General features: G+C 39.3%; 22 protein-coding genes, 1 tRNA gene and 1 pseudogene. 7 read left to right on the top strand and 17 right to left on the bottom strand.

Annotated elements, in window-relative coordinates:
- Positions 1 to 351 carry a hypothetical protein gene (locus B9Y87_RS15195; RefSeq protein ID WP_085499823.1) on the top strand — a complete coding sequence of 117 codons (351 nt, stop codon included), beginning with the start codon at positions 1 to 3 and terminating at the stop codon, positions 349 to 351.
- Positions 352 to 467: 116 nt separating this feature from the next.
- Here B9Y87_RS15195 and B9Y87_RS15200 read toward each other — a convergent pair whose 3' ends face one another.
- Positions 468 to 932: a CBS domain-containing protein gene (locus tag B9Y87_RS15200; protein WP_085499895.1), complete on the bottom strand. Its 465-nt coding sequence runs from the start codon at positions 930 to 932 to the stop codon at positions 468 to 470.
- 217 nt (positions 933 to 1,149) lie between these two features.
- Here B9Y87_RS15200 and B9Y87_RS15205 point away from each other — a divergent pair, with 217 nt between their 5' ends.
- The 4 genes from B9Y87_RS15205 (at position 1,150) to B9Y87_RS15220 (ending at position 5,586) form a co-directional block, all read left to right on the top strand.
- Positions 1,150 to 3,432, top strand: coding sequence for a M28 family peptidase (locus B9Y87_RS15205; protein WP_085499824.1), 2,283 nt, complete (start codon positions 1,150 to 1,152; stop codon positions 3,430 to 3,432).
- Positions 3,429 to 4,238, top strand: coding sequence for an NAD-dependent epimerase/dehydratase family protein (locus B9Y87_RS15210; RefSeq protein WP_085499825.1), 810 nt, complete (start codon positions 3,429 to 3,431; stop codon positions 4,236 to 4,238). The genes B9Y87_RS15205 and B9Y87_RS15210 overlap by 4 nt, the downstream gene beginning before the upstream one ends.
- Positions 4,239 to 4,360: 122 nt before the next feature.
- Positions 4,361 to 4,735, top strand: coding sequence for a hypothetical protein (locus B9Y87_RS15215; protein WP_085499826.1), 375 nt, complete (start codon positions 4,361 to 4,363; stop codon positions 4,733 to 4,735).
- A gap of 137 nt (positions 4,736 to 4,872) precedes the next feature.
- The gene (locus B9Y87_RS15220; protein WP_085499827.1) at positions 4,873 to 5,586 is read left to right on the top strand and encodes a hypothetical protein; all 714 of its coding nucleotides are present in this window, start codon (positions 4,873 to 4,875) and stop codon (positions 5,584 to 5,586) included.
- A gap of 120 nt (positions 5,587 to 5,706) precedes the next feature.
- Here B9Y87_RS15220 and B9Y87_RS15225 read toward each other — a convergent pair whose 3' ends face one another.
- From B9Y87_RS15225 to B9Y87_RS15265, 10 genes and pseudogenes are all read right to left on the bottom strand, one after another.
- Positions 5,707 to 6,207, bottom strand: a complete 501-nt coding sequence (locus B9Y87_RS15225; protein ID WP_085499828.1) for a nuclear transport factor 2 family protein — start codon at positions 6,205 to 6,207, stop codon at positions 5,707 to 5,709.
- Positions 6,200 to 6,694, bottom strand: a complete 495-nt coding sequence (locus B9Y87_RS15230; protein ID WP_085499829.1) for a hypothetical protein — start codon at positions 6,692 to 6,694, stop codon at positions 6,200 to 6,202. The genes B9Y87_RS15225 and B9Y87_RS15230 overlap by 8 nt, the downstream gene beginning before the upstream one ends.
- A gap of 199 nt (positions 6,695 to 6,893) precedes the next feature.
- Complete coding sequence (rimK, locus tag B9Y87_RS15235; RefSeq protein WP_085499830.1) at positions 6,894 to 8,270, bottom strand: 30S ribosomal protein S6--L-glutamate ligase; 1,377 nt, start codon at positions 8,268 to 8,270, stop codon at positions 6,894 to 6,896.
- Between the two features lie 77 nt (positions 8,271 to 8,347).
- Positions 8,348 to 8,398 (bottom strand): annotated as a pseudogene (locus B9Y87_RS22425) (hypothetical protein); the annotation flags it as partial.
- Entirely contained in the window at positions 8,388 to 8,804 is a 417-nt protein-coding gene (locus B9Y87_RS15240; protein ID WP_085499831.1) for a VOC family protein, read from the bottom strand. The pseudogene B9Y87_RS22425 and the gene B9Y87_RS15240, both read right to left, overlap by 11 nt.
- 179 nt (positions 8,805 to 8,983) lie before the next feature.
- Positions 8,984 to 9,763, bottom strand: a complete 780-nt coding sequence (locus B9Y87_RS15245) for an RMD1 family protein (protein WP_085499832.1) — start codon at positions 9,761 to 9,763, stop codon at positions 8,984 to 8,986.
- A 6-nt stretch (positions 9,764 to 9,769) separates the two neighbouring features.
- Positions 9,770 to 10,084, bottom strand: a complete 315-nt coding sequence (locus tag B9Y87_RS15250) for a hypothetical protein (RefSeq protein WP_031442019.1) — start codon at positions 10,082 to 10,084, stop codon at positions 9,770 to 9,772.
- 3 nt (positions 10,085 to 10,087) lie between these two features.
- Positions 10,088 to 11,065, bottom strand: a complete 978-nt coding sequence (locus B9Y87_RS15255) for a deoxyhypusine synthase family protein (RefSeq protein WP_085499833.1) — start codon at positions 11,063 to 11,065, stop codon at positions 10,088 to 10,090.
- Positions 11,052 to 11,996, bottom strand: a complete 945-nt coding sequence (gene speB, locus B9Y87_RS15260) for an agmatinase (RefSeq protein WP_085499834.1) — start codon at positions 11,994 to 11,996, stop codon at positions 11,052 to 11,054. Before speB ends, B9Y87_RS15255 begins: the two co-directional genes overlap by 14 nt.
- Positions 11,997 to 12,016: 20 nt before the next feature.
- Positions 12,017 to 13,474, bottom strand: a complete 1,458-nt coding sequence (locus tag B9Y87_RS15265; protein ID WP_085499835.1) for a type III PLP-dependent enzyme domain-containing protein — start codon at positions 13,472 to 13,474, stop codon at positions 12,017 to 12,019.
- Positions 13,475 to 13,936: 462 nt separating this feature from the next.
- Between B9Y87_RS15265 and B9Y87_RS15270 the strand changes: the two genes are divergently transcribed.
- Positions 13,937 to 14,659, top strand: coding sequence for a hypothetical protein (locus tag B9Y87_RS15270; RefSeq protein ID WP_085499836.1), 723 nt, complete (start codon positions 13,937 to 13,939; stop codon positions 14,657 to 14,659).
- 120 nt (positions 14,660 to 14,779) lie between these two features.
- Here B9Y87_RS15270 and B9Y87_RS15275 read toward each other — a convergent pair whose 3' ends face one another.
- The 6 genes from B9Y87_RS15275 to B9Y87_RS15305 all read right to left on the bottom strand — a co-directional run bounded on the left by B9Y87_RS15275 (position 14,780) and on the right by B9Y87_RS15305 (position 18,437).
- Positions 14,780 to 15,289, bottom strand: coding sequence for a hypothetical protein (locus B9Y87_RS15275; protein ID WP_139827249.1), 510 nt, complete (start codon positions 15,287 to 15,289; stop codon positions 14,780 to 14,782).
- 120 nt (positions 15,290 to 15,409) lie between these two features.
- Positions 15,410 to 15,784 (bottom strand): hypothetical protein, encoded by a 375-nt coding sequence (locus tag B9Y87_RS15280; protein ID WP_085499838.1) that lies wholly within the window; start codon positions 15,782 to 15,784, stop codon positions 15,410 to 15,412.
- Positions 15,785 to 15,840: 56 nt separating this feature from the next.
- Positions 15,841 to 16,272 carry a cyclic pyranopterin monophosphate synthase MoaC gene (gene moaC, locus B9Y87_RS15285; RefSeq protein WP_085499839.1) on the bottom strand — a complete coding sequence of 144 codons (432 nt, stop codon included), beginning with the start codon at positions 16,270 to 16,272 and terminating at the stop codon, positions 15,841 to 15,843.
- Positions 16,273 to 16,274: 2 nt separating this feature from the next.
- On the bottom strand, positions 16,275 to 16,718 hold the full coding sequence (locus tag B9Y87_RS15290) for a molybdenum cofactor biosynthesis protein MoaE (RefSeq protein ID WP_176225646.1): 444 nt from the start codon (positions 16,716 to 16,718) through the stop codon (positions 16,275 to 16,277).
- A 718-nt stretch (positions 16,719 to 17,436) separates the two neighbouring features.
- Positions 17,437 to 17,793 (bottom strand): hypothetical protein, encoded by a 357-nt coding sequence (locus B9Y87_RS15300; protein ID WP_085499841.1) that lies wholly within the window; start codon positions 17,791 to 17,793, stop codon positions 17,437 to 17,439.
- Between the two features lie 572 nt (positions 17,794 to 18,365).
- Positions 18,366 to 18,437 (bottom strand) — tRNA-Arg (locus B9Y87_RS15305).
- 289 nt (positions 18,438 to 18,726) lie between these two features.
- On the opposite strand from B9Y87_RS15305, the gene B9Y87_RS15310 reads away from it, so the two are divergent.
- Positions 18,727 to 20,412, top strand: a complete 1,686-nt coding sequence (locus B9Y87_RS15310; protein WP_085499842.1) for a ribulokinase — start codon at positions 18,727 to 18,729, stop codon at positions 20,410 to 20,412.
- The last annotated feature ends 17 nt before the right edge of the window (positions 20,413 to 20,429 follow it).

The following is a 20,429-nucleotide window of genomic DNA, read 5'->3' on the forward strand; positions in this document are numbered from 1 at the left end:
ATGGAAAAAAAATGCTTGGAATGTGGGGACAAAATTTTGGGGCGGATAGACAAGAAGTTCTGCTCGGACTATTGTAGAAATGCCTACAATAATAAACTGAACAAAGACAGTAAAAATTTGGTTAGGAACATTAATAACCGTCTTCGCAAAAATTACAGAATCCTGGATAGCTATCCCCTAACCGACGGCAAGACCAAAACTACCAAGACCCGATTAATGGACAAGGGTTTCGATTTTGAATACATCACCAATGTATATACCACCAAAAAAGGAACCACCTACTATTTTGTATATGATCTGGGCTATCTTCCGTTGGACAATGATTATTATATGATCGTGAAAAGGGAGTAGCACGCTACCTTTGATATAGAATGCCCTTGAACTGTTTCTTGAAACAGTTCAAGGGCATAAAAATATACGTTTTGTTGTTTTGATAGTCGTCGGCCGAAGGGAAGAAATGTAGTTTTCTATTTCCAGTTATGTCCGCTTAATTTAAGGGCTGCAATTACAATATCCTTACGACTTATTTGCCCTACCAATATCCCGTTTTTCATAACTGGCAATCTTCTTCTTTTATGTTTGTCGAAAATACCTGCGGCATCAAAAATGGACATATCATGAGGTATGGTCTCAACCTCCTTTGTCATGAAACGTTCTACACTTTTATCCAAAATAGGTTGATTAAAATAGCGGCTTTCCGAAATCTGTTTCATACAATCCGCCTCGGAGATAATACCTACCAAAAATCCGTTGTTGTCCAATACAGGACCTCCAGAAATGTGATATTTGGCCAAATGCTCCATAACCGTTAAAATAGATTGATCAGGACTAAAGGTGATCAGCTTTTTTGTCATATAGTCCTCTACTAAAATGGGAGCATCAAATTCCTTTTTTACGACCTTGCGAACTCCCTGAAAACTTTTTATTCCCATACCGTTTATTTTTAGGTTAATTTGAAAGATAATCTTTTTTAGATAATTACACAACTATTTAAGATTTAATCAGTTGTATTGATAAATTTTCATTAAAAATGTTACGTATAATTCAAAACAGAAAAATTCCAAAAATCACAAATTATCGGATATACCCCACACAGCAATGTAATACAGGGATAATTTCTTACTTTTAAGTTTTTACCACATACGAACTATGAAGCAATATTCTTCTCCCATAACCCTTCTACTTCTTCTGCTCGCCATTTATTGGGGTTTCGAAGCTGCCATGCCAAGCTACACTCCGGACGCCAATATTGAAAATGTTTCATTTTCAACGGACAGGGCCCTGGTCCATGTAAAAAATATGTCCAAAAAACCACATGCCGTGGGATTTCCTGCACATTCAGAAGTTAGGGATTATATTATATCGGAATTGACCAAATTGGGACTGGAAACAACTACCCAACAAGGTTATACCGCTGGGGACTGGGGAAATTTTAGTAGTGCAACCAATATATTGGCTAGGATAAAAGGCAGCGAAAAGGGAAAGGCCCTACTTTTGCTCTCGCATTACGATAGCAATCCCCATTCATCTTTGGGCGCCAGCGATGCCGCCAGTGGGGTGGCCACCATATTGGAAGGTGTAAGGGCTTTTTTGGAACAAAACAATACACCTAAAAACGATATCATTATTCTAATCTCAGATGCTGAGGAATTGGGACTTAACGGAGCGGATTTATTTGTAAACAATCACCCTTGGGTCAAGGAAACCGGATTGGTCTTAAATTTTGAAGCTCGGGGCAGTGGGGGGCCTTCCTATATGTTACTGGAAACCAACAGGGGAAATTCCAAAGTAATTGACGAGTTTATTAAGGCAAATCCAAAATATCCTGCAGCCAATTCCTTGGTCTATAGTGTTTACAAAATGCTTCCCAATGACACCGACCTAACCGTGTTCCGGGAGGATATGGACATAGAAGGACTCAATTTCGCCTTTATAGACGACCATTATGACTACCATACCGCACGCGATAATTATGAGCGTTTGGACCGCAATACCCTGGCACACCAAGGCAGTTATCTCATGCCCCTGTTAAAGCACTTTGGCAACTCCGACCTCAGCAACTTGAAAAGCCCAAACGATTCCATATATTTCAATATGCCGTTCTTTAGATTGGTCTCTTATCCCTTCGACTGGATTTTCCCTATGTTGGCACTTGCCATAATAGGCTTATTAACACTTTTGATCCTGGGACTTAGAAATAGCTCCTTGGAGATCAAAGAAATTGGAAGGGGCTTTGTTCCCTTATTCCTCATTTTGGCCATTAACGGGGTGGTCGGGTATTTTGGTTGGACCGCACTTACCAATGTGTACCCACAATACCAGGACATACTTCATGGCTTCACTTATAACGGTTATGTATACATTGCGGCTTTCGTACTCTTATCAGTGGCAGTAGGTTTTTGGACCTATCATAAATTTGGCAAGGCCCAAACCCAAAACCTCTTAATTGCCCCGTTGTTGCTATGGTTAATTCTTTGCACCCTAGTTGCCCTATATTTAAAAGGTGCCAGCTTTTTTATTATTCCCGTATTTGCATTGCTCGCCTCCTTACTTATATTAACACACCAAAAATCCCCAAGTCCATACTTATTGTTATTTTTAGCTTTGCCTGCCATATGGATCTATTCCCCTCTTATTAAAATGTTCCCCGTGGGGCTTGGTCTTAAAATGATGATTACCTCCACCCTTCTGACCTCTTTGACCTTTTTCCTACTGCTTCCAGTTTTTGGTCCCCTAAAAAACAAAAACCGCTTGGCCTATATTTTTCTGCTACTCTGTTTCGGTTTTCTTTTGTCCGCCCATTTTTCTTCGGGCTTTGATAAAGAAAACGCGAAACCTACGAGTTTGGTCTATATACTTGACGTGGACAAAAACACTGCACATTGGGCCACCTATGATCATGTGCTATCCAATTGGACATCGCAGTATATAGATGTAAATAAGGTCGAGACAAAAAATGCAGCTTATGATGTCTTAAGCAGTAAATATGGAACGGGGTTCACCTACACTGCAGAAGCTCCGGTAAAAAATATTGTCCCTCCTACAATAGAAACTACCATGGATACCATTATTGGGGACCATAGAAAATTGGAAATATGCATTACGCCACAGCGAAGCACCAACCGTTTGGAAATATTTACGAACGATGTAGACATTATCAAGGCCAACATCAATAAAATTGAACTATCCGATTACTATCTCAAAAATAGGATGAACAATAAGTTGATAACACACTATGTCAGCAATAACGATTATACCGAATTACAAATCACTATTCCCAAAGAGAGTGCTTTGGAACTTAGCTTGTATGAGGCTTCCAACGATCTATTGAACAATCCGTCATTTACGGTGCCCCCAAGGCCCGAAGACAATATTCCAATGCCTTTTGTCCTAAATGATGCCATTTTGATCAGCAAAAAGATAAAGTATTGAAAAATAAGATCGGTATTTTAGGTTGCGGGTGGCTAGGCTTACCCCTGGCCAAATCTCTCATTGAAGATAAACATACTGTGTTTGGAACAACCACCTCCTATTCCAAAATGGAACTATTGCAGGATGCCAACATAGTACCATTTACCATTGATCTAACAGAGAATGGAATTAAAGGCAACATCAAAAGCTTTCTCGCAGAATTGGATTTATTGATCATCAACGTCCCTCCAAAACTGCGCTCGACCCCCAAAGAGAGCTATATCAAAAAAATGCAGCATTTATATGACGAAATAAAAAAGACCAGCCTGGACCGTATAATTTTTATTAGTAGCACCTCAGTATATGGGGACATAGAAGGACGGGGCACAGAAGACTCCCCTACCCGGCCCAATACCGAGTCTGGTAAGCAGCTATTGGCTGCGGAAAATATTTTTTTAAACGATGTGAGCCTTAATACCACCATTATAAGGTTTGGGGGTCTAATTGGCCCATCCAGGCATCCTGTAAACTTTTTGGCAGGTAAAACCGATCTGAGCAACGGCGATGACCCTGTAAATCTAATCCATCTAAATGATTGTTTGGGAATTATAAAGTTGGTCATCAAAGGAAATTGGGCGAATAAAGTCGTTAACGGAGTGTATCCACTACACCCTACAAAGGAGGCCTATTATAGCTCTGAGGCTTTAAAAAGAGGGCTTTTACCGCCCGTTTACACCAAAAATTTAGATGAAATAGGAAACAAAAGCATAAAAAGTAAGTATTTAAATGTTAAAAATTACCTTTACAACACTTCTATTGTAAGTTAATTCACCACACTTTTTTCAACTTTCACAACAAAATTGCCCCATTGAGGTTAAATTACATCCTTGATTATTAACCGTTTATCGATTAGTATGTATCTTTAAAGAAACGAATAAATTCAATCATCATGGAAAATTCAGGTCTAAAAAAGAGAGTGCTTACCGAAATTGAAAAATTAATTTCCAAAAGCTGTTCCAAACACAAAATGTCCCCAAAATTCCAAAAACTGCATGTTGCCATATTGAAAAAATATTACAATGCTGCAGATGTATCCATTGACTATCATAGAAAGAGGGTCATCATGGATATTGTTATGGACGACAGCTGTTATGACCCGAAAAAAGTGAATTCAAGCCTTCCAATTCTTAGGGCAAATTTACTTTTTAAGAATTTAAAGGAGTTTTTAAGTTCTAGCTTGGACAAGGACAATGTGAGTATTGCATTTTATGCCAGACTTATAAGGGCATACGAAAACAGAAATGTTACGCTCACCGTTGTTTAACCCAGACCCAGACCAACCATATTAGAAAAAAAGGATGCTTATCGGCATCCTTTTTTATTGTTATCCAAGGTTTAAGACATTCCTTAACAAATGGTTAGAAATAATTTACTAGTTTTGGCACACTAAAAATTAGAACAATGAAGAAAATAGTACTGATCCTCCTAATTATGGTAGGATTTACTGCAAATTCACAGACAAAAAGTGACTTGCTTAAGCATTATGAGGCCTATTATGACCAAATGAGACAACAGGGCGATATAAACGGAGTTATTAGCGCCATTACCCACCTAAACATACTTTCCCCCAGCAAAGAGCGTAACGATACCCTGGCTTACATTTACACCACGGACAATCAGCATTTGCAAGCTTTAAACACGATTGGGATTGAAAAAAACGAATCGGACTCAGATTTGGCCGTACAGGTAAAAGCTATTTCCCTAAAAGCATTGAACCAACCAAAGCGAGCTTTGGAACAGTTTGAAATTCTGAATAAGAGGGAACCAAATCCTTATTTGGCATACGAATTGGCAGACCTAAAAATACAGACCGGTGACAATGAAGGTGCAGCCGCGAATATTGAATATGGAATTGCCAATGCCAAAGAAGAAATGAAATATGCCTTCTATGAAAGACAACAACCCTACGAGGTTTCTTTAAAGGCTGCTTTTATACATTTAAAGGCCTTGGTTGAATTCAATCAGGATCAAACCAATATAGATGGTGCCCTGGCCACCATTGATGAAGCTTTAAAAATAGACCCCAATTTTAATTTGGCCAGTTTAAGCAAACAAGCTTTACAGTCCAGAAAAGAGAAACAAGAGAATAAGGATCCACAAGCCACTAAGCAATAATCGAAACTTACCGGGCTTCACCTTATGGCTCCCTATAATGGAAAACAACAAAAAACCACTGCTGTGCAGTGGTTTTTTGTTGCTCTAAAGATATAGCTTTTTCTTACTAACAGGGAACTACTACGGTTTAATTAAATCTTCGATTATCCTATTGTCCCTTTCCTGCTTCATCAGGATTACCTCGGAAACATATTCATTGGGAATAACCAGGGAGAGCACATAGTGTGCTATTTTCCATTTCCCGGACTCTTTTCTAAGTACCCCTGAACCACGACATAGTTTCATCTGGGTATCCAATAATTCATCAAACCAAGCATAATCCCCCTTGTCATTGACATATATTTTTCGTTCCACGGCTTTGAAGTTCCATGCCCTTCCCTTATCAAAATGGGGCTTTGCATAGGCCTTAAATTCTTCCAACTGCCAATTCTCGGAAGCATCCGTACCTATGAACACGGCATCGGAAGTCATTAAATTAAAAAAGGCATCAAATTCTGCGCTTGCTGCCGCTTTGTGCCAGCTATCCAGAATATTCCCTATTTCCGTTTTATCCCTAGGTCCCTGGGCCCTCAGCTGTAAGGCCCACAAGGTCCCCAAAACAAACACTACCACCCTACTCACTAAATATGAGTAAAGTGTCCAACCTACTATTTACAATAACATTGAACTGGTTCCTAAATGCGTTATAAGCTTCGATCATTTCTATGGTAGATCCCTTGGTACCATCCCTGTACTCCAAATTTCCCTTAGTTTTAAGAATATAGGTCTTAAAAACCTTTTGCCTGCTCTTAATTTGCGGGATATCAAATGTTGCGGGATATGTAGAAGCTTCCAGCGTTTTTTGTTTTTCGATCAAATCTTCAATGACCAATACCAAATCCTCCCTGTTTGCTACCCGATACAATGATTCAAAAGTATTTTCCAAACCGATGAACTCCTGCCATTCCTTAATAATTGCCATGGCCTCTTCATTTAATTCCTTGGGCTTGGGGATCGAATCCACACTAAAAAACACTTCCGCCTTTTCTTCAACGGCCGCTATGTTTTCTTGTTGTTTACAAGAGCCCAACAAAATAAAAACGCTGACGTAAATCAATATTCTTCCCATAGGGCGAAGGTACAAATTTTAATAAACGCTAGCTTTGGTAGCATTTATATTTAACCAAGCTTTAATGCAAAATCATTTTTATCATTGGGTCCTTTAATCAATTACCCCCAACGCAATCAAATCTCGCTTAGTAAATAAAAATGGGAAGGGATGAATGGCCACATCTTCCCAACGTATCCTTTATAATTAGAATTAGGAACTAGACACTAAATTTGATTTTGCTTTCTATAGCCCGGATCATGATACTGGCAATGTCCTTTCCGGTAGCATTTTCAATCCCTTCCAAACCTGGGGATGAATTAACCTCGAGCAGTAAGGGACCTTTGTTGGAACGGATGATGTCCACTCCGGCTACGGCCAGATTTAATACTTTGGCCGCCTTTACCGCCAACTTCCTTTCTTCTGAAGTAATCCTTATAATGGATGCCTTGCCCCCTTGATGCAGGTTTGCCCGGAATTCCCCCTTTTCGGCTTGGCGCTGTATGGAGGCAACAACCTTTCCATTTACCACAAAACAGCGGATATCCTGACCGTTTGCTTCTTTTATGAACTCTTGTACCAAGATATTGGTCTGTACGCTCTTAAAGGCGTTGATAACACTTTCTGCGGCCTTGTTCGTTTCTGCCAAGACCACGCCCTTACCTTGGGTACTTTCCAGTAACTTTATAATCAAAGGTGCCCCATTGACCATCCTGATAAGATCCTTGGTATCCATGGGAGATTTGGCAAATCCGGTGATAGGGATATGTATATCATTTTTGGAAAAAAGCTGGGAAGCAAACAATTTATCCCTGGATTGGGTTATAGCCTCTGCCGAATTTAAACAGTACACCCCAAGGTTGTCGAACTGCCTTATCAAGGCACAACCGTAAAAGGTAACCGCTGGTTTTATCCTAGGTATAATGGCATCGAACTCATTTAATATGTTTCCGCCCCTATATCTAATCTCCGGGGAATTGGCATCGAGTTTCATATAGGCGTGTTCCACATTTAAAAACACCATATCATGTCCCATAGCCTCACCGGCCTCCATTATGCGCTTGTTACTGTACAACAATGGGTTACTGGCCAGCAATGCAATTTTAAGCCCTGTCTTTTCTTTAAAATGGGAGGCATACCGCTGACTAATTTCCGTTGCCGAGAACTCGCCCAAATTAAAACTAACCGCAGGGTTTACCACAAAACGTTCATTGAGTGCCTCCCTGCCCAAAAGCATACGGTACTCCATTGTATCCCTATTGGCCAAGGTGAGCTCTATATCAAAAGTATGATTGCCAACCCGTACCGGGGTCTTAATCACATAACGCTCCTCGGATATCCCTGAAGAACTCTTTACCGTCCTCCGGTCTACCAAACGCGCCTTGCATTCTATGTTAATTCCCCTATTGTCCTGCAAAGGATTGACCTCGAACTTTACCCATTCGTGGGCCCCTTTGGTATATACTTTTATATTATTTGCCTGTATGGAAGAAGTTTTAGCCCCGGAATCTACCCTAGCCTTTATAGCAGGAATCTCCAAATCCTCGAATATACACCATTCCTCACTACCAATAATATCCAGGTCCTTATACTTCATTATTATATTTATATTTTTTAATTAACTGCAAAATAAAACACTTGACCCCTGGGAATCAAGAATAATTGATTATTAATTTATTGAATAACAAAAGTCAACGGGTAATATTCCTGAAAATCAGGACAAGAACATCTCTTTTGGTTTTTTGAAACATTTAAATTCTACCATATGCCCATTGGGATCCTGAATAAAAAAGGACTTATGCTCGCCTATCTTATCCTTCAAAAATACGACCTCGGTGGTAAGCTCATATTCCGACTTCGTTAATTTGGCATGCAAATTATTCCATGTGTCTTCATCCACAATTACCCCAAAGTGAAAAGAAGGCAGCACGGTATCTTCAAATTTATAAGTCTTAAAGGCAAAATTAAAAATGCCCGCCTTGGTGAACGTAATCTGGTTTCCAAACAAATTAATATCCAACCATCGGGAAGAGTGCCGTCCCAATTCGGCACCGATAACGTCTACGTAAAAATCCTCAGTTTTGCTTATACTTAAGCAGGGCAATGACATATGGAAAGGTGCATTTTTCATCTGTTAATATTTATTTCTTAATAAATGGGACCGCCCCGAAACCTATGGGGTGCAATTCGCCATTACACATCCACTCCCAATAACAATCCGGTAGTTTCTAAAATTATCCTGGCTAATTTCAAAAGGCTTCGTTTTATTTTTGATGCTTTAACTAAGGTAATAAAAAGATCAATTACAATTTACCTCCATAGTCTAAATACAAAAAGATCCAAAACTTCTACCAATATCAATATGATAATCACCCATTCCAATCTACTGCTTTCCCTATGGTCCCAAATATCTTTGAACAATTCCAGATTTTCTTTTACAATCCCCAATTGTTCGTGTATATTTCTATACCTGATCTTTAGATCGAATGTTTGTTTAAGTTCCATGTTTAATCTGTTCAGCTGCTCATTTTCCCAAGTGCTGTCGGGCTCATCAAAAATATAGAGGTTTTCCGAAATCTGATTTTTAATATTCAGGACCTTCCCTATAAACTTCCTGAGCTTCATTCCCGAAATATTCAGTTTTCCTTTCCTTTCCAAATATTGGGTGTGTTCATTGGTCTCTTCCAGTAGCTGTTGGGTAATTTCGGAATATTGGTCCAGAGCCACCGATTGGGAAGTGTTCAACATAACCAATCTAATAAACTCGGCATCAAAACTGGGCAAGATTACTTTATCGAAAGCCACCTTTTGGTGGCCTTCGATTATTTCTACTTTTATTGTTTCTGTAAATTGGGGAGAATTTTTCTCCTTGGTAATAGCGGAAAGGGCGTCTAGAATCTTTGCTTTTTCATCCTCGGAATGATTAAAAAAGGATACCAGACCATATTGAAAGATATAGACGAATTTTTTTTCGCCGTTTTTCAAATAGAGTTCATCACTGTCCGAAAACAATATTTTTAAAGGCAATTGGGATTTACATTGCCTAATATTGATCGAAGATGCTATATGAACGGCAACAACCTCAAACATCACGCGTTAGTCATCGTCATCATCTCCCTCTACCCCTTCCAGATCCACATCTGGAATGGCCTCTGGATCGTCATCGTCAAAGTCCTCATAATCATCCTCATCATAATTGGCCATAGTCTTTTCCAACTTGGCACTTATCTTGACAAGATATTTGGTATCCTCGGTGGTCACTTCAACGGCCTCGATACGCTCCCCTTGTGCATTCTTGAAGGAGATGATATTAAGATCGTCGTACCCATCCGGATACTTCTCAACCAAAAGTTTCAAAACTTCGGGAGTAAGTTTTTTAAAGTCTACAATAACTCTTTTTAAATTGTCCATATACTACATGTCTAATAGGTACGCAAAAATTAAGGGCGCAACAATGGTTGCATCACTTTCAATAATAAACTTAGGGGTATTTATATCCAATTTTCCCCAGGTAATTTTCTCATTCGGCACAGCGCCAGAGTAGGAACCATAACTTGTGGTAGAGTCACTGATTTGGCAAAAATAACTCCAAAACGGCGTATCTGTCCTTTCAAGATCTTGGTACAACATAGGCACCACACAAATTGGGAAATCTCCGGCAATTCCACCACCTATCTGAAAAAATCCGATTCCTTTTTCAGAATTGGCGGTATACCAATCTGCCAGAAAGGTCATATATTCTATCCCGGACTTCATGGTACTGGCTTTTAATTCGCCCTTTACCACATAGGAGGCAAAGATATTCCCCATGGTACTGTCTTCCCAACCTGGGCAAACTATAGGCAGGTTCTTCTCCGCAGCAGCATACATCCACGAATCCTTCAGATCTATCTCATAATACTCTTCCAGAACCCCGGAAAGCAACAATTGGTACATAAACTCATGTGGCAAATATCTTTCCCCGGCGTCCTCCGCTTTTTTCCAAATTTCAAAAATATGCTTTTGCAATCTTCGGAAGGCTTCATGCTCCGGAATACATGTATCCGTTACCCTGTTCAAACCCTTCTCCAACAGGTCCCACTCGTCCTGAGGGGTCAGATCCCGGTAATTGGGCACACGTTTGTAATGGGAATGCGCCACCAGGTTCATGATATCCTCTTCCAAATTGGCCCCTGTACAGGATATGATATGCACCTTATCCTGACGGATAACCTCAGCAAATATTTTCCCCAATTCTGCCGTACTCATGGCCCCTGCCAAGGAAACCAGCATTTTGGAACCCTGTTTTAGTTGATCCTCATATCCCTTTGCGGCATCCACCAAAGCGGCCGCATTAAAATGTAAATAATACTTTTCAATAAAATTGGAGATCTCTCCTTTAGTCTTCGTCATCGTCGAATTTTGAATTATTGTTGCCTCCCACTTTGGAATCAACGTCATAAGTGTTGTCGTATTCGTCTTCTACGGCCTCACCCATAAATTTATAGCTAAGCATTTTGTAATATAATTTGGCTGCAAGGAAATCGGAAGTTTTATCCGTTTTATTCGGGCAAAGTTCCACAATATCGAACCCTACAACATTTTTATCCTCGAATACTTGTTTAAGAAACTCCAAGGTCTCATAATAGAACAAGCCTCCCGGTTCTGGTGTTCCCGTAGATGGCATAATGGACGGGTCCAATGCATCCAGGTCAAAAGTTATAAAGACATTGTCCGTCATAAGATCTATTACCTTATCCGTCCAATACTCATCATTTACCATATCATGTGCGAAGAACGTTTTCTCCTCATCGATAAAGGTTTTTTCAATGGCATCCATACTGCGTATCCCAACTTGGATAAGATTGGTGGTCTGACTTGCCTCGTGAACCGCACAGGCATGATTAAATTTACTGCCATTATACGACTTCCTTATATCTGCATGTGCATCTATATGCAACACGGTAAGGTTATCAAAACATTCATTAAAGGCCCTAATGGTACCAATGGAAATTGAATGCTCGCCCCCGAAAAGGGTAACAAACTTGTTCCGTTTAATATACTCCTTGGTTACCTTGTGAACCGCATTTACCATAGCTTCGGGAGAACTATCCTCCTCTACGGCATTCGCCAAATATATCCCTTGCTGATAGACCTCCGTGTCAGTTTCTATATCATACCATTCCATATTTTCCGAAGCCTCCAAAAAAGCCTGAGGCCCTTTGTCCGCCCCTTTTCCCCAGGTACTGGTTCCATCATAAGGCACAGGTATCAAAACAACCTTTGCCTTTTCCAATTGCGCAAACTCGTCTGGTATGCCAGCGTAATTGTTAGTTGTATTCATTTGTTTAAAGTTTATTGATTTTAAAGGTCAGATTTAATTTGCTTCTCAATGCTTTGGCCAACTTCAGCTTTGGCACTGGGTTTCATTTCATATCCTAAAATTTTAAGCAGGTCCTCTGCCTTTTGTTGTTCACTAAATAATTTGGTCGTTATATTTCCGTTTTCGTCCTTATCTATTAAAATATGCTTTGGATGTGGTATTAAACAATGCTGCAGCCCGCCATAACCTCCAATGGTCTCCTGATAGGCGCCTGTATTAAAAAATCCTATATACAAAGGCTTATCCTTTCTATACTTGGGCAAATAAATGGCATTCATATTTTGCTCACTATTGTAATAATCATCACTATCGCAGGTTAATCCCCCCAACAATACCCTTTCATATTCATCATACCAGCGATTAATGGCCAACATAATGAAACGTTTATTGATGGCCCAGGTATCCGGTAATGTGGTTATGAAGGAAGAATCGATCATATTCCACTTTTCCCTATCGTTCTGTTGCTTCTGATATAGTATTTCATAAATGGCCCCGCCACTCTCACCTACCGTAAAACTTCCAAATTCGGTAAATATATTTGGTACGGCAACATCCGCTTCCTGACAAGCAATATTAATTTGGTTTATGATCTCATCTATCATGTATTGATAGTCGTATTCAAAAGCCAAAGAATTTTTTATGGGGAAACCACCGCCAATATTAAGACTGTCCAAGGATGGACATATCTTTTTAAGTCTCACGTACACCTTTAAACATTTTACCAATTCGTTCCAATAATAGGCATTGTCACGAATACCGGTATTAATGAAAAAGTGTAGCATCTTCAACTCTACCTTGTCATTGTCCTTAATTTGATTCTCATAAAAAGGTACAATATTTTTGTATCCAATTCCCAGTCGCGAGGTATAAAATTCAAACTTTGGCTCCTCCTCGGATGCAATTCTGATACCAACTTTAAAAGTATCGTTGATGGCATCGGACAAAAGGTCTATTTCCTCGTAATTGTCTATAATAGGAATACAATTCTGATGTCCCTTGTTTATTAGATTGGCAATATTGGTAATATATTGATCCCTTTTAAACCCGTTACATATGACAAAGGTATTATCCTTTATCTTACCCTTTTCCTTTAATTTTTCAACGATGTTAATATCAAAGGCCGAAGAGGTTTCAATATGAATATCATTCTTTAAGGCCTCGTTCAAAACCGGTTTAAAATGGGAACTTTTGGTACAATAGCAATAATGGTATTTACCTTTATAGTTATTTTTTTCCATGGCTATCCTGAACCATTCCTTTGCCTTATTGATATTTTCGGAAATTTTGGGCAAATAGGTAAACTTTAAAGGACTACCGTATTCCTCCACCAAATCCATTAGTGGAATTCCATGGAACTTTAGGTTTTCGCCCTCCAAGGTAAATTCCTCCTGTGGAAAATAATAGGTTTGATCTATAAGATTAATGTACTTCGTGTTCATTTAAATAAATATATGAATTGTAAATAAGTAAATAGCATCGCCAAATGCAAATAATATTAGAAATTATAACTAAATCCCTAAACAATTATCTGCTTTTCAGTGGTGGGTATAAAAAAATAGTCGTGCTGACTGCACACGATAGAAGAAAAATTTGGAATACCAAGTAAATTTTGGCCACCTATACCTTTAAATTTCAGTTGCCTGAATCTTTCTGTTGCCAGAAGCACAAATTTGTAAGTATGGTTCATTGTACGCTACTAGATGCTATTATGAAGATAAAATTTAAGGCTAAATTGATGTGACAAATGAAAACAAAAAAAATGAAAAAACAAGCGTTTTGAAAAATTTTACGTTTAAGTAAAAAATGAATTTTTTCAATAACAAAAAATTAACTAAAAATTAGATTTAATCCATTGATTTTTAACCTTTTATTGACTATTTTTAAATAAAAACCAGATAGTTATGAAGCTTACAAAAAATAGCGTTTCCTTAGGTCTAATTCTATTCCTCTCATTTTTTTATAAAATTACAGCCCAAATTCCGGCCAACGTCTATCATTTTGAGGAAAAAAGCAAGGATGGAACCCTTCATCACGAATTAAAATTGGACGCGGATTACTACGTGCATACCATCTATAAAGAGTCTCCCGCAGAATTTATAAAAACGATGGGCGGCTACTATACCACTTCCGACAACAACCTAAAGGTGGACCTTGAGTTTAATTCCAATCATAAAGAAGATAAAATAACCAGTTTAAATGTTCCCTATAAACTACAAAAAGGAAATTTGATACTCGAAGGGGCCAATCCAATGACTTTTACCCCTACCACACTTGGCACCCAGGATCTGGACGGTAAGTGGTTAATGACTGGCCGTGTAACGGACCAGGGGGAGCAGAGAAGGGATACCTCCAGGCCAAGAAAGACTATGAAATATTTATTGAACGGACATTTTCAATGGATCGCTTACAACACCGAAACCTTTGAGTTTTTTGGTAGTGGGGGTGGAACCTATGACGCTACCAATGGCAAATACACAGAAAATATAGCCTATTTCTCTAGGGACAATTCCCGCGTGGGGGCCGCACTTTCCTTTGATTACAAATTAAATGGCAAGGATTGGCACCATACGGGCAAAAGCAGTAAGGGCGATCCCTTAAACGAAATTTGGTCAATACGCGAGTAAGGTAGGATCCTTTTCCTGCAAAAATATATTGAATAAAAAAGAGCAATCTGTATTGAGAAGAGTCAATTTTCCAAAATACAGATGGCCCTTTACTTTTAGAACTAAAACAAAACTAAGAAACTAGGCCACCTTGGCTCTTTTTATATTTGTCTTTAATACCCCATTGATGGCAGTATTCCATTTTTCGGCTCGGACAAGTTCATAATCCTCCATGTAAATACTATTGATGTCATAAAAATTCAGGGACTTGGCGGGCTTTTCATGATCCAAAAAGCTTATCTCCAAATCCAATTTTTCCAAAACCGTCTCCCTTTTATTTTTGGACTTGAGCTCATAGGTTTTCTTTTCAATTTTGACATTGGACACTCCATTGAGATCAATATTTTCCAGTGCCACAACACCATCAAATACCTTTGAAAAAATGAGCTTCTTATTATTGGAATCCAGGCCAATAAAAGAATTGCCCCAACTTTCCTTTAAATCGAATTTCAGTTTTGATTCGAACATTAATTTTTTAATTTCCTTTGACATTAATTTTAAATCCCCTTTCCCTGATTTATTGAGGATTACAAAAGGTATGACGGTGCACAGTACCAATAATACTGATACCAACAACATTGATGTATTCATTGTATTTTTTTTAAATTATTCCATTTATTAATTACATAGCCACATTCCAAGCAAAATGTATGGCATGCGAAAATTTCCAAAATTGTTTATTTTGGAATTGGGTGTCACTAATGGAAAAATTTATAAAAAGGTGTGAAAGGGATAGATAATGGTGAGTGCGTCCAAACTAGCAATAATTTGGACCTCCCTTTTTAAGGACATAAGTTCCTTTTCCTTGAGTATGGAGAGGCAACTTATGGTATTCGGCACATATAAATTAAGATTGGGCCTTAGCTCGTTAACTGTTGGCAATTTATAATTACCTTCTGCCAAAAGCATGGTATGCCCTGAGTTGGGCAACTCATAGGTTAAATGATGGTCCGTTTGGATCTCACCACTAACCCCGGACTTAACTTCCTTGATCTCTTGGGTGGTAGCCAAGGAGAATTGGCCTAAACTTAAGAAAAGTATGAGCGCTAGAATCCTAAAAAAAAGCAAGAAGCTTGTTTTTTTCATAGCACAAAGATATGAAGGGATATTCCAAAATATTTGTTAAAAATCATAACTGAGGGTTATTCTTTTATACTTATATCCGACTTACCCCCGGTTTTCTTAAGCAACTTAATGTTTTGTATTTCAATACCCTTGTCTATTGGCTTAAGCATATCGTACATATTTAAGGCCACTATACTGGCACCATGCATGGCCTCCACTTCCACCCCGGTCTTGTAAATGGTCTTTACCGTAAACAAAACCGTAATCTTCAAACCGTTTATAGCGTATGAAATATCGGTGTATTCTATCGGTAAGGGGTGGCAGTCCGGCAAAAGATCCGCCGTCTTCTTTACGCCTAATAGACCGGCAGCCTTGCTCATGGCAAACACATCGCCCTTGGGCACCGTATTATTTTTTATCGCCTCTATAGTATCCTCTGAACTTACTTGGACTATAGCCTGAGCAATTGCAGTACGTAACGTAGCTATTTTATGGGTAATATCTACCATTTCTATTTATTTACTTTCCATTGATAGGAATCATCCTCAAACAGTTCCTTTCCAAAAATCGGCACCTGCTTCTTTATTTCTTCCACAACATGGTGCAAGGCATCAAAAACTTCCTTTCGATGCGGCGATGACACAAAAACAAACAGGCATATTTCCCCAACATTTACCCTTCCCAAACTGTGATAGATGTGCATACAGCTTAGGTTAAACTTGGCAAAGGTAGCCTCCCTAATTTCGTGAAATTTTAAATTGGCCATTTCCTCGTAGGCCGTATATTCTATAGCGGCCACTTCCTGTCCGTCAATTAGATCTGCCCTTACCTGGCCCAAAAAGATATCGTGGGCCCCGATAGCGGTCCTGGACTGGTGCTTTGCAATGGAATTGGCAATGAAGTCCGGGCTTATTGCACCTGCTACAAATACATTTTTAATTTTGCTCTTTTCCATGGAAAATAGTTTAGCGCTAAGGTAATCAACATTCAGGAATTTTGGTTATGAACTAAATTGGATCGTATTGTACGGGCCATATATTAGAAAATATAAAGGCATTTTTTTGATTATTCTTAAGGGCTTTGCGACCGTATGACCATTATTTCCAATTAGATAATAAGCGGATAATATTAATTTGAATATATGGTAGGCCATATTCCATCTTGGTCATCTGTAAGATAAGGCCAACTTAACAACAAAGATTGTTCGCAAATCTGGCTATGATCAACCTTATGCCATGAACCGTAATTATATAAACATCACTACACATGTTATATAACAAGATTTTACTCCCTATCCTGATCCTGCTTCTTTTTCTTTCTCCAAAGAATATAAAAGATAATCATTAGTATAGGCAGAATTATATAAACAATAACATCGAATGCATTGGTAAGATCAATAGGACTATTGTCATCTGGATTTCGAGTGCCTATAGGCAATTGTAATAATAAAGGATATATGTTTAACATTGTCTAATAGCTGTTATGCAAGTTACTAAATTAAATAGATGTAGCTTAAGTTGCCTTATCTATCCCACTTCTACTTCTTTATGACATCCGGGAGTAAAGCAGATCTTCTTATGGCAACAAAAACTAAATTTAAGGAAGCATCATATGGCCATGCCGGGAAACTCTGCAATAATATCATAAAATAAGGCCGTAAAGAAATATGGCAATTATTGTGCAGAAGGCCAATTCATTATTTCCTCCCGCAGCTGCTCAGAGGTTTGCTGTCTTCTTTTCGCCAGCTTTTGCATTAGAGTACCAAAACCCTTGTTGTCATATTTGGTGTCCATATCGTTTAGTTCCGGAAAATTTGCGAGATAATTATCCCGTACGGCCATCCATTGCTTTTCCAAATGCTCATCAAATTTCGACGTTGCAACACCTCCGTTGTCGACCGGTTTGCCGGCCCCTCCATTTGAATCGCCTTTAGGGTTTGTTTCTAGGTCAAGTCCTCGATTTTGTTGAACCTCATTATTCAAACCCTTTAAAACTGATTTCTTATCTTGACTTTTATTTTCGGTAATCATTGTAATAAAATTTAAGGTTAATTACATTAAATTTAATGAAGTGAACATTTATCTCTTTGCTCTAACTATTTTATAATTAACCTGATAAATATCTGTCCTATACAAACCGTCAAACAAATCCTTAAAGGCAAACAGCTTTATTTTGAGAAGAGTATTCCATCAATATCCACAATACAATTACGCAATCTTGAAAATCGCCAATTACCTCAGAGCAGGGTTAAGATGCTCAGGGGTGTATTTTTATTACTAAATATGAATTTCTTTTTTACCACCTCCCGCCAACCTCATCAGATACAGAAGAATTAATAAAAGGAAATACAGAACAATGAAGAAAGTAGGGTTCTACTTTTAATGAAATGACCGTGCCATACACCTCAGATTAGCCTACTTCGTAGTCTAACAAGAATCACATCACTTCGACGCCGCTCAGTACGGGCTTCGATCCGAAAGCTGACGCTTTCTGGTGCTGCGCACCTCTGGTTCGTAGCCTCACCAGGAATCACTTCGACGCCGCTCAGTACGGGCTTCGATCCGAAAGCTGGCGCTTTCTGGTGCTGCGCACCTCTGGTTCGTAGCCTCACCAGGAATCGAACCTGGATCTAAAGTTTAGGAAACTTCTATTCTATCCGTTGAACTATGAGGCCATTGGCAGTTCATTATCTAAAACCGCGGGTGCAAAAGTAAAATTTATTTGATAAAAATACCCGATACTTTATGGATAGTTTTTGAATAATTGCAATGGACCCTCATTTTGAACGATTTTTTGCGAGAGAACATTAGAAATTTCCTGATTTTTATCCTTAAAATGCCACAATTATTGTCCTATACCCCCATTTGTTAAAAAATCGGATTTATAACGGGAGTATGGAGATATTTTTTTACATTGCTTGCTTAAACGTTTAAATTAATTTGAATAATTATTCCAGACCGCTCATGCAAAACCAAAAATACACCCTTGGGGTCGATTATGGTACGGACTCCGTCAGGACCATGGTAATCAATACCAGCAATGGCAAGATTATGGGTCAGGCCGTTGCCCCATACGAAAGATGGGGCCAAGGCAAATATTGCCAACCAGAAACCAATCTGTTTAGACAACACCCCTTGGATTACATTGAAAGCCTAAAAAAAGCGGTCAAAGAGACCATTGCCCAACTTTCACAGGAAGTCATAAACAGTATAGCCGCTTTATCCGTTGCCACCACCGGCTCAACGCCCATAGCTATCAACAAGGAGGGCACACCCCTGGCAATGCTCCCGGACTTTGAAGGCAATCCCCACGCCATGTTTATCCTTTGGAAAGATCACACAGCCATAGGGGAGGCAAAAGAAATCAACAAATTGGCTCACTCTGGAAATAGCGAAGACTATACCAAATACAGTGGTGGAGAATATTCCTCCGAGTGGTTTTGGGCCAAGATCTTACACACCTTAAGGGTAGATGAGAACGTACGGGAAGCGGCCTTCTCCTGGATTGAACACTGCGATTGGATACCGGCACTCCTCACAGGAAATACCGACCCCCTAAGCTTTAAAAGAAGCCGATGTGCGGCAGGACACAAAGCCATGTGGCACTCGGATTGGGGTGGTTTGCCCCCTGAAACATTTTGGTCCAAATTGGACCCACTCCTAATTGGATTAAGAGCACGATTATATAATGACACCTACACTTCCGATGAGGCCGTAGGTACTATTTCCGAAGAATGGGCGCAAATACTGGGACTACCCAAGACTGTAATTATAGGTACTGGATCTATTGACGCCCATATTGGTGCTATTGGCAGTGCCATAAAACCCTATCATATGGTAAAAGTGATAGGCACCTCCACCTGCGATATGATGGTTGCTCCCAAGGAGGAAATTGGGGGAACGGCCATCCATGGGATCTGCGGACAGGTAGATGGCTCCATTATTCCCAATATGATCGGGCTGGAAGCCGGACAATCTGCCTTCGGAGATCTATATGCCTGGTATAGGGAATTGTTGCTCTGGCCCGCAAACAAAATCATTGGGGACAGCAACTTATTGGATAGGGAAACCAAAACTAAATTATTGGAAGAAATGGCAGATGGTATCCTTAACGAATTGACCATGGCTGCCAGTAAAATAGAAATCGGCACCTCTGGATTAGTAGCATTGGATTGGATGAACGGCAGGAGAACACCGGACTCCAATCAAAATCTTAAAGGGGCCCTTCAAGGCCTGACTTTGGGAACTACGGCCCCACATATCTTTAGGGCTTTGGTGGAAGCCACGGCCTTTGGATCTAAAAAAATTGTAGCGCAATTCCAAGCGGAGGGAGTCCGTATAGATGGTATCATCGCTATGGGCGGAGTGGCACAAAAGTCGGAATTTGTAATGCAGATCTTGGCCGATGTGCTCAACTTCCCTATTCGTATAATTAAATCGGAACAGACCTGTGCCCTGGGTGCGGCCATGGCAGCAGCGGTAGCCTCTGGAATCTACAACACCTTTCTTGATGCACAAAACGCCATGGGCAGCGGATTTCAAAAAGAATACTTCCCTATCCCGGAAAATGCGAAAAAGTACTTGGAACTTTATGAAAAGTACAACGCATTGGGCGATTTTATAGAAGCTCAAGAATTACAGAAAACCTAAAAAAATATAATATATCA

The organism is Arenibacter troitsensis (genome assembly GCF_900177645.1).
Taxonomy (GTDB): Bacteria; Bacteroidota; Bacteroidia; order Flavobacteriales; family Flavobacteriaceae; genus Arenibacter; species Arenibacter troitsensis.

What these genes read in the sequence shown, in the direction of transcription:
- B9Y87_RS15195 (WP_085499823.1), top strand. Translation starts at nt 1, where the DNA reads ATGGAAAAAAAATGCTTGGAATGTGGGGACAAAATTTTGGGGCGGATA.
- B9Y87_RS15200 (WP_085499895.1), bottom strand. Translation starts at nt 932, where the DNA reads ATGGGAATAAAAAGTTTTCAGGGAGTTCGCAAGGTCGTAAAAAAGGAA.
- B9Y87_RS15205 (WP_085499824.1), top strand. Translation starts at nt 1,150, where the DNA reads ATGAAGCAATATTCTTCTCCCATAACCCTTCTACTTCTTCTGCTCGCC.
- B9Y87_RS15215 (WP_085499826.1), top strand. Translation starts at nt 4,361, where the DNA reads ATGGAAAATTCAGGTCTAAAAAAGAGAGTGCTTACCGAAATTGAAAAA.
- B9Y87_RS15220 (WP_085499827.1), top strand. Translation starts at nt 4,873, where the DNA reads ATGAAGAAAATAGTACTGATCCTCCTAATTATGGTAGGATTTACTGCA.
- B9Y87_RS15230 (WP_085499829.1), bottom strand. Translation starts at nt 6,694, where the DNA reads ATGGGAAGAATATTGATTTACGTCAGCGTTTTTATTTTGTTGGGCTCT.
- rimK (WP_085499830.1), bottom strand. Translation starts at nt 8,270, where the DNA reads ATGAAGTATAAGGACCTGGATATTATTGGTAGTGAGGAATGGTGTATA.
- B9Y87_RS15240 (WP_085499831.1), bottom strand. Translation starts at nt 8,804, where the DNA reads ATGAAAAATGCACCTTTCCATATGTCATTGCCCTGCTTAAGTATAAGC.
- B9Y87_RS15245 (WP_085499832.1), bottom strand. Translation starts at nt 9,763, where the DNA reads ATGTTTGAGGTTGTTGCCGTTCATATAGCATCTTCGATCAATATTAGG.
- B9Y87_RS15250 (WP_031442019.1), bottom strand. Translation starts at nt 10,084, where the DNA reads ATGGACAATTTAAAAAGAGTTATTGTAGACTTTAAAAAACTTACTCCC.
- B9Y87_RS15255 (WP_085499833.1), bottom strand. Translation starts at nt 11,065, where the DNA reads ATGACGAAGACTAAAGGAGAGATCTCCAATTTTATTGAAAAGTATTAT.
- speB (WP_085499834.1), bottom strand. Translation starts at nt 11,996, where the DNA reads ATGAATACAACTAACAATTACGCTGGCATACCAGACGAGTTTGCGCAA.
- B9Y87_RS15265 (WP_085499835.1), bottom strand. Translation starts at nt 13,474, where the DNA reads ATGAACACGAAGTACATTAATCTTATAGATCAAACCTATTATTTTCCA.
- B9Y87_RS15270 (WP_085499836.1), top strand. Translation starts at nt 13,937, where the DNA reads ATGAAGCTTACAAAAAATAGCGTTTCCTTAGGTCTAATTCTATTCCTC.
- B9Y87_RS15275 (WP_139827249.1), bottom strand. Translation starts at nt 15,289, where the DNA reads ATGAATACATCAATGTTGTTGGTATCAGTATTATTGGTACTGTGCACC.
- B9Y87_RS15280 (WP_085499838.1), bottom strand. Translation starts at nt 15,784, where the DNA reads ATGAAAAAAACAAGCTTCTTGCTTTTTTTTAGGATTCTAGCGCTCATA.
- moaC (WP_085499839.1), bottom strand. Translation starts at nt 16,272, where the DNA reads ATGGTAGATATTACCCATAAAATAGCTACGTTACGTACTGCAATTGCT.
- B9Y87_RS15290 (WP_176225646.1), bottom strand. Translation starts at nt 16,718, where the DNA reads ATGGAAAAGAGCAAAATTAAAAATGTATTTGTAGCAGGTGCAATAAGC.
- B9Y87_RS15300 (WP_085499841.1), bottom strand. Translation starts at nt 17,793, where the DNA reads ATGATTACCGAAAATAAAAGTCAAGATAAGAAATCAGTTTTAAAGGGT.
- B9Y87_RS15310 (WP_085499842.1), top strand. Translation starts at nt 18,727, where the DNA reads ATGCAAAACCAAAAATACACCCTTGGGGTCGATTATGGTACGGACTCC.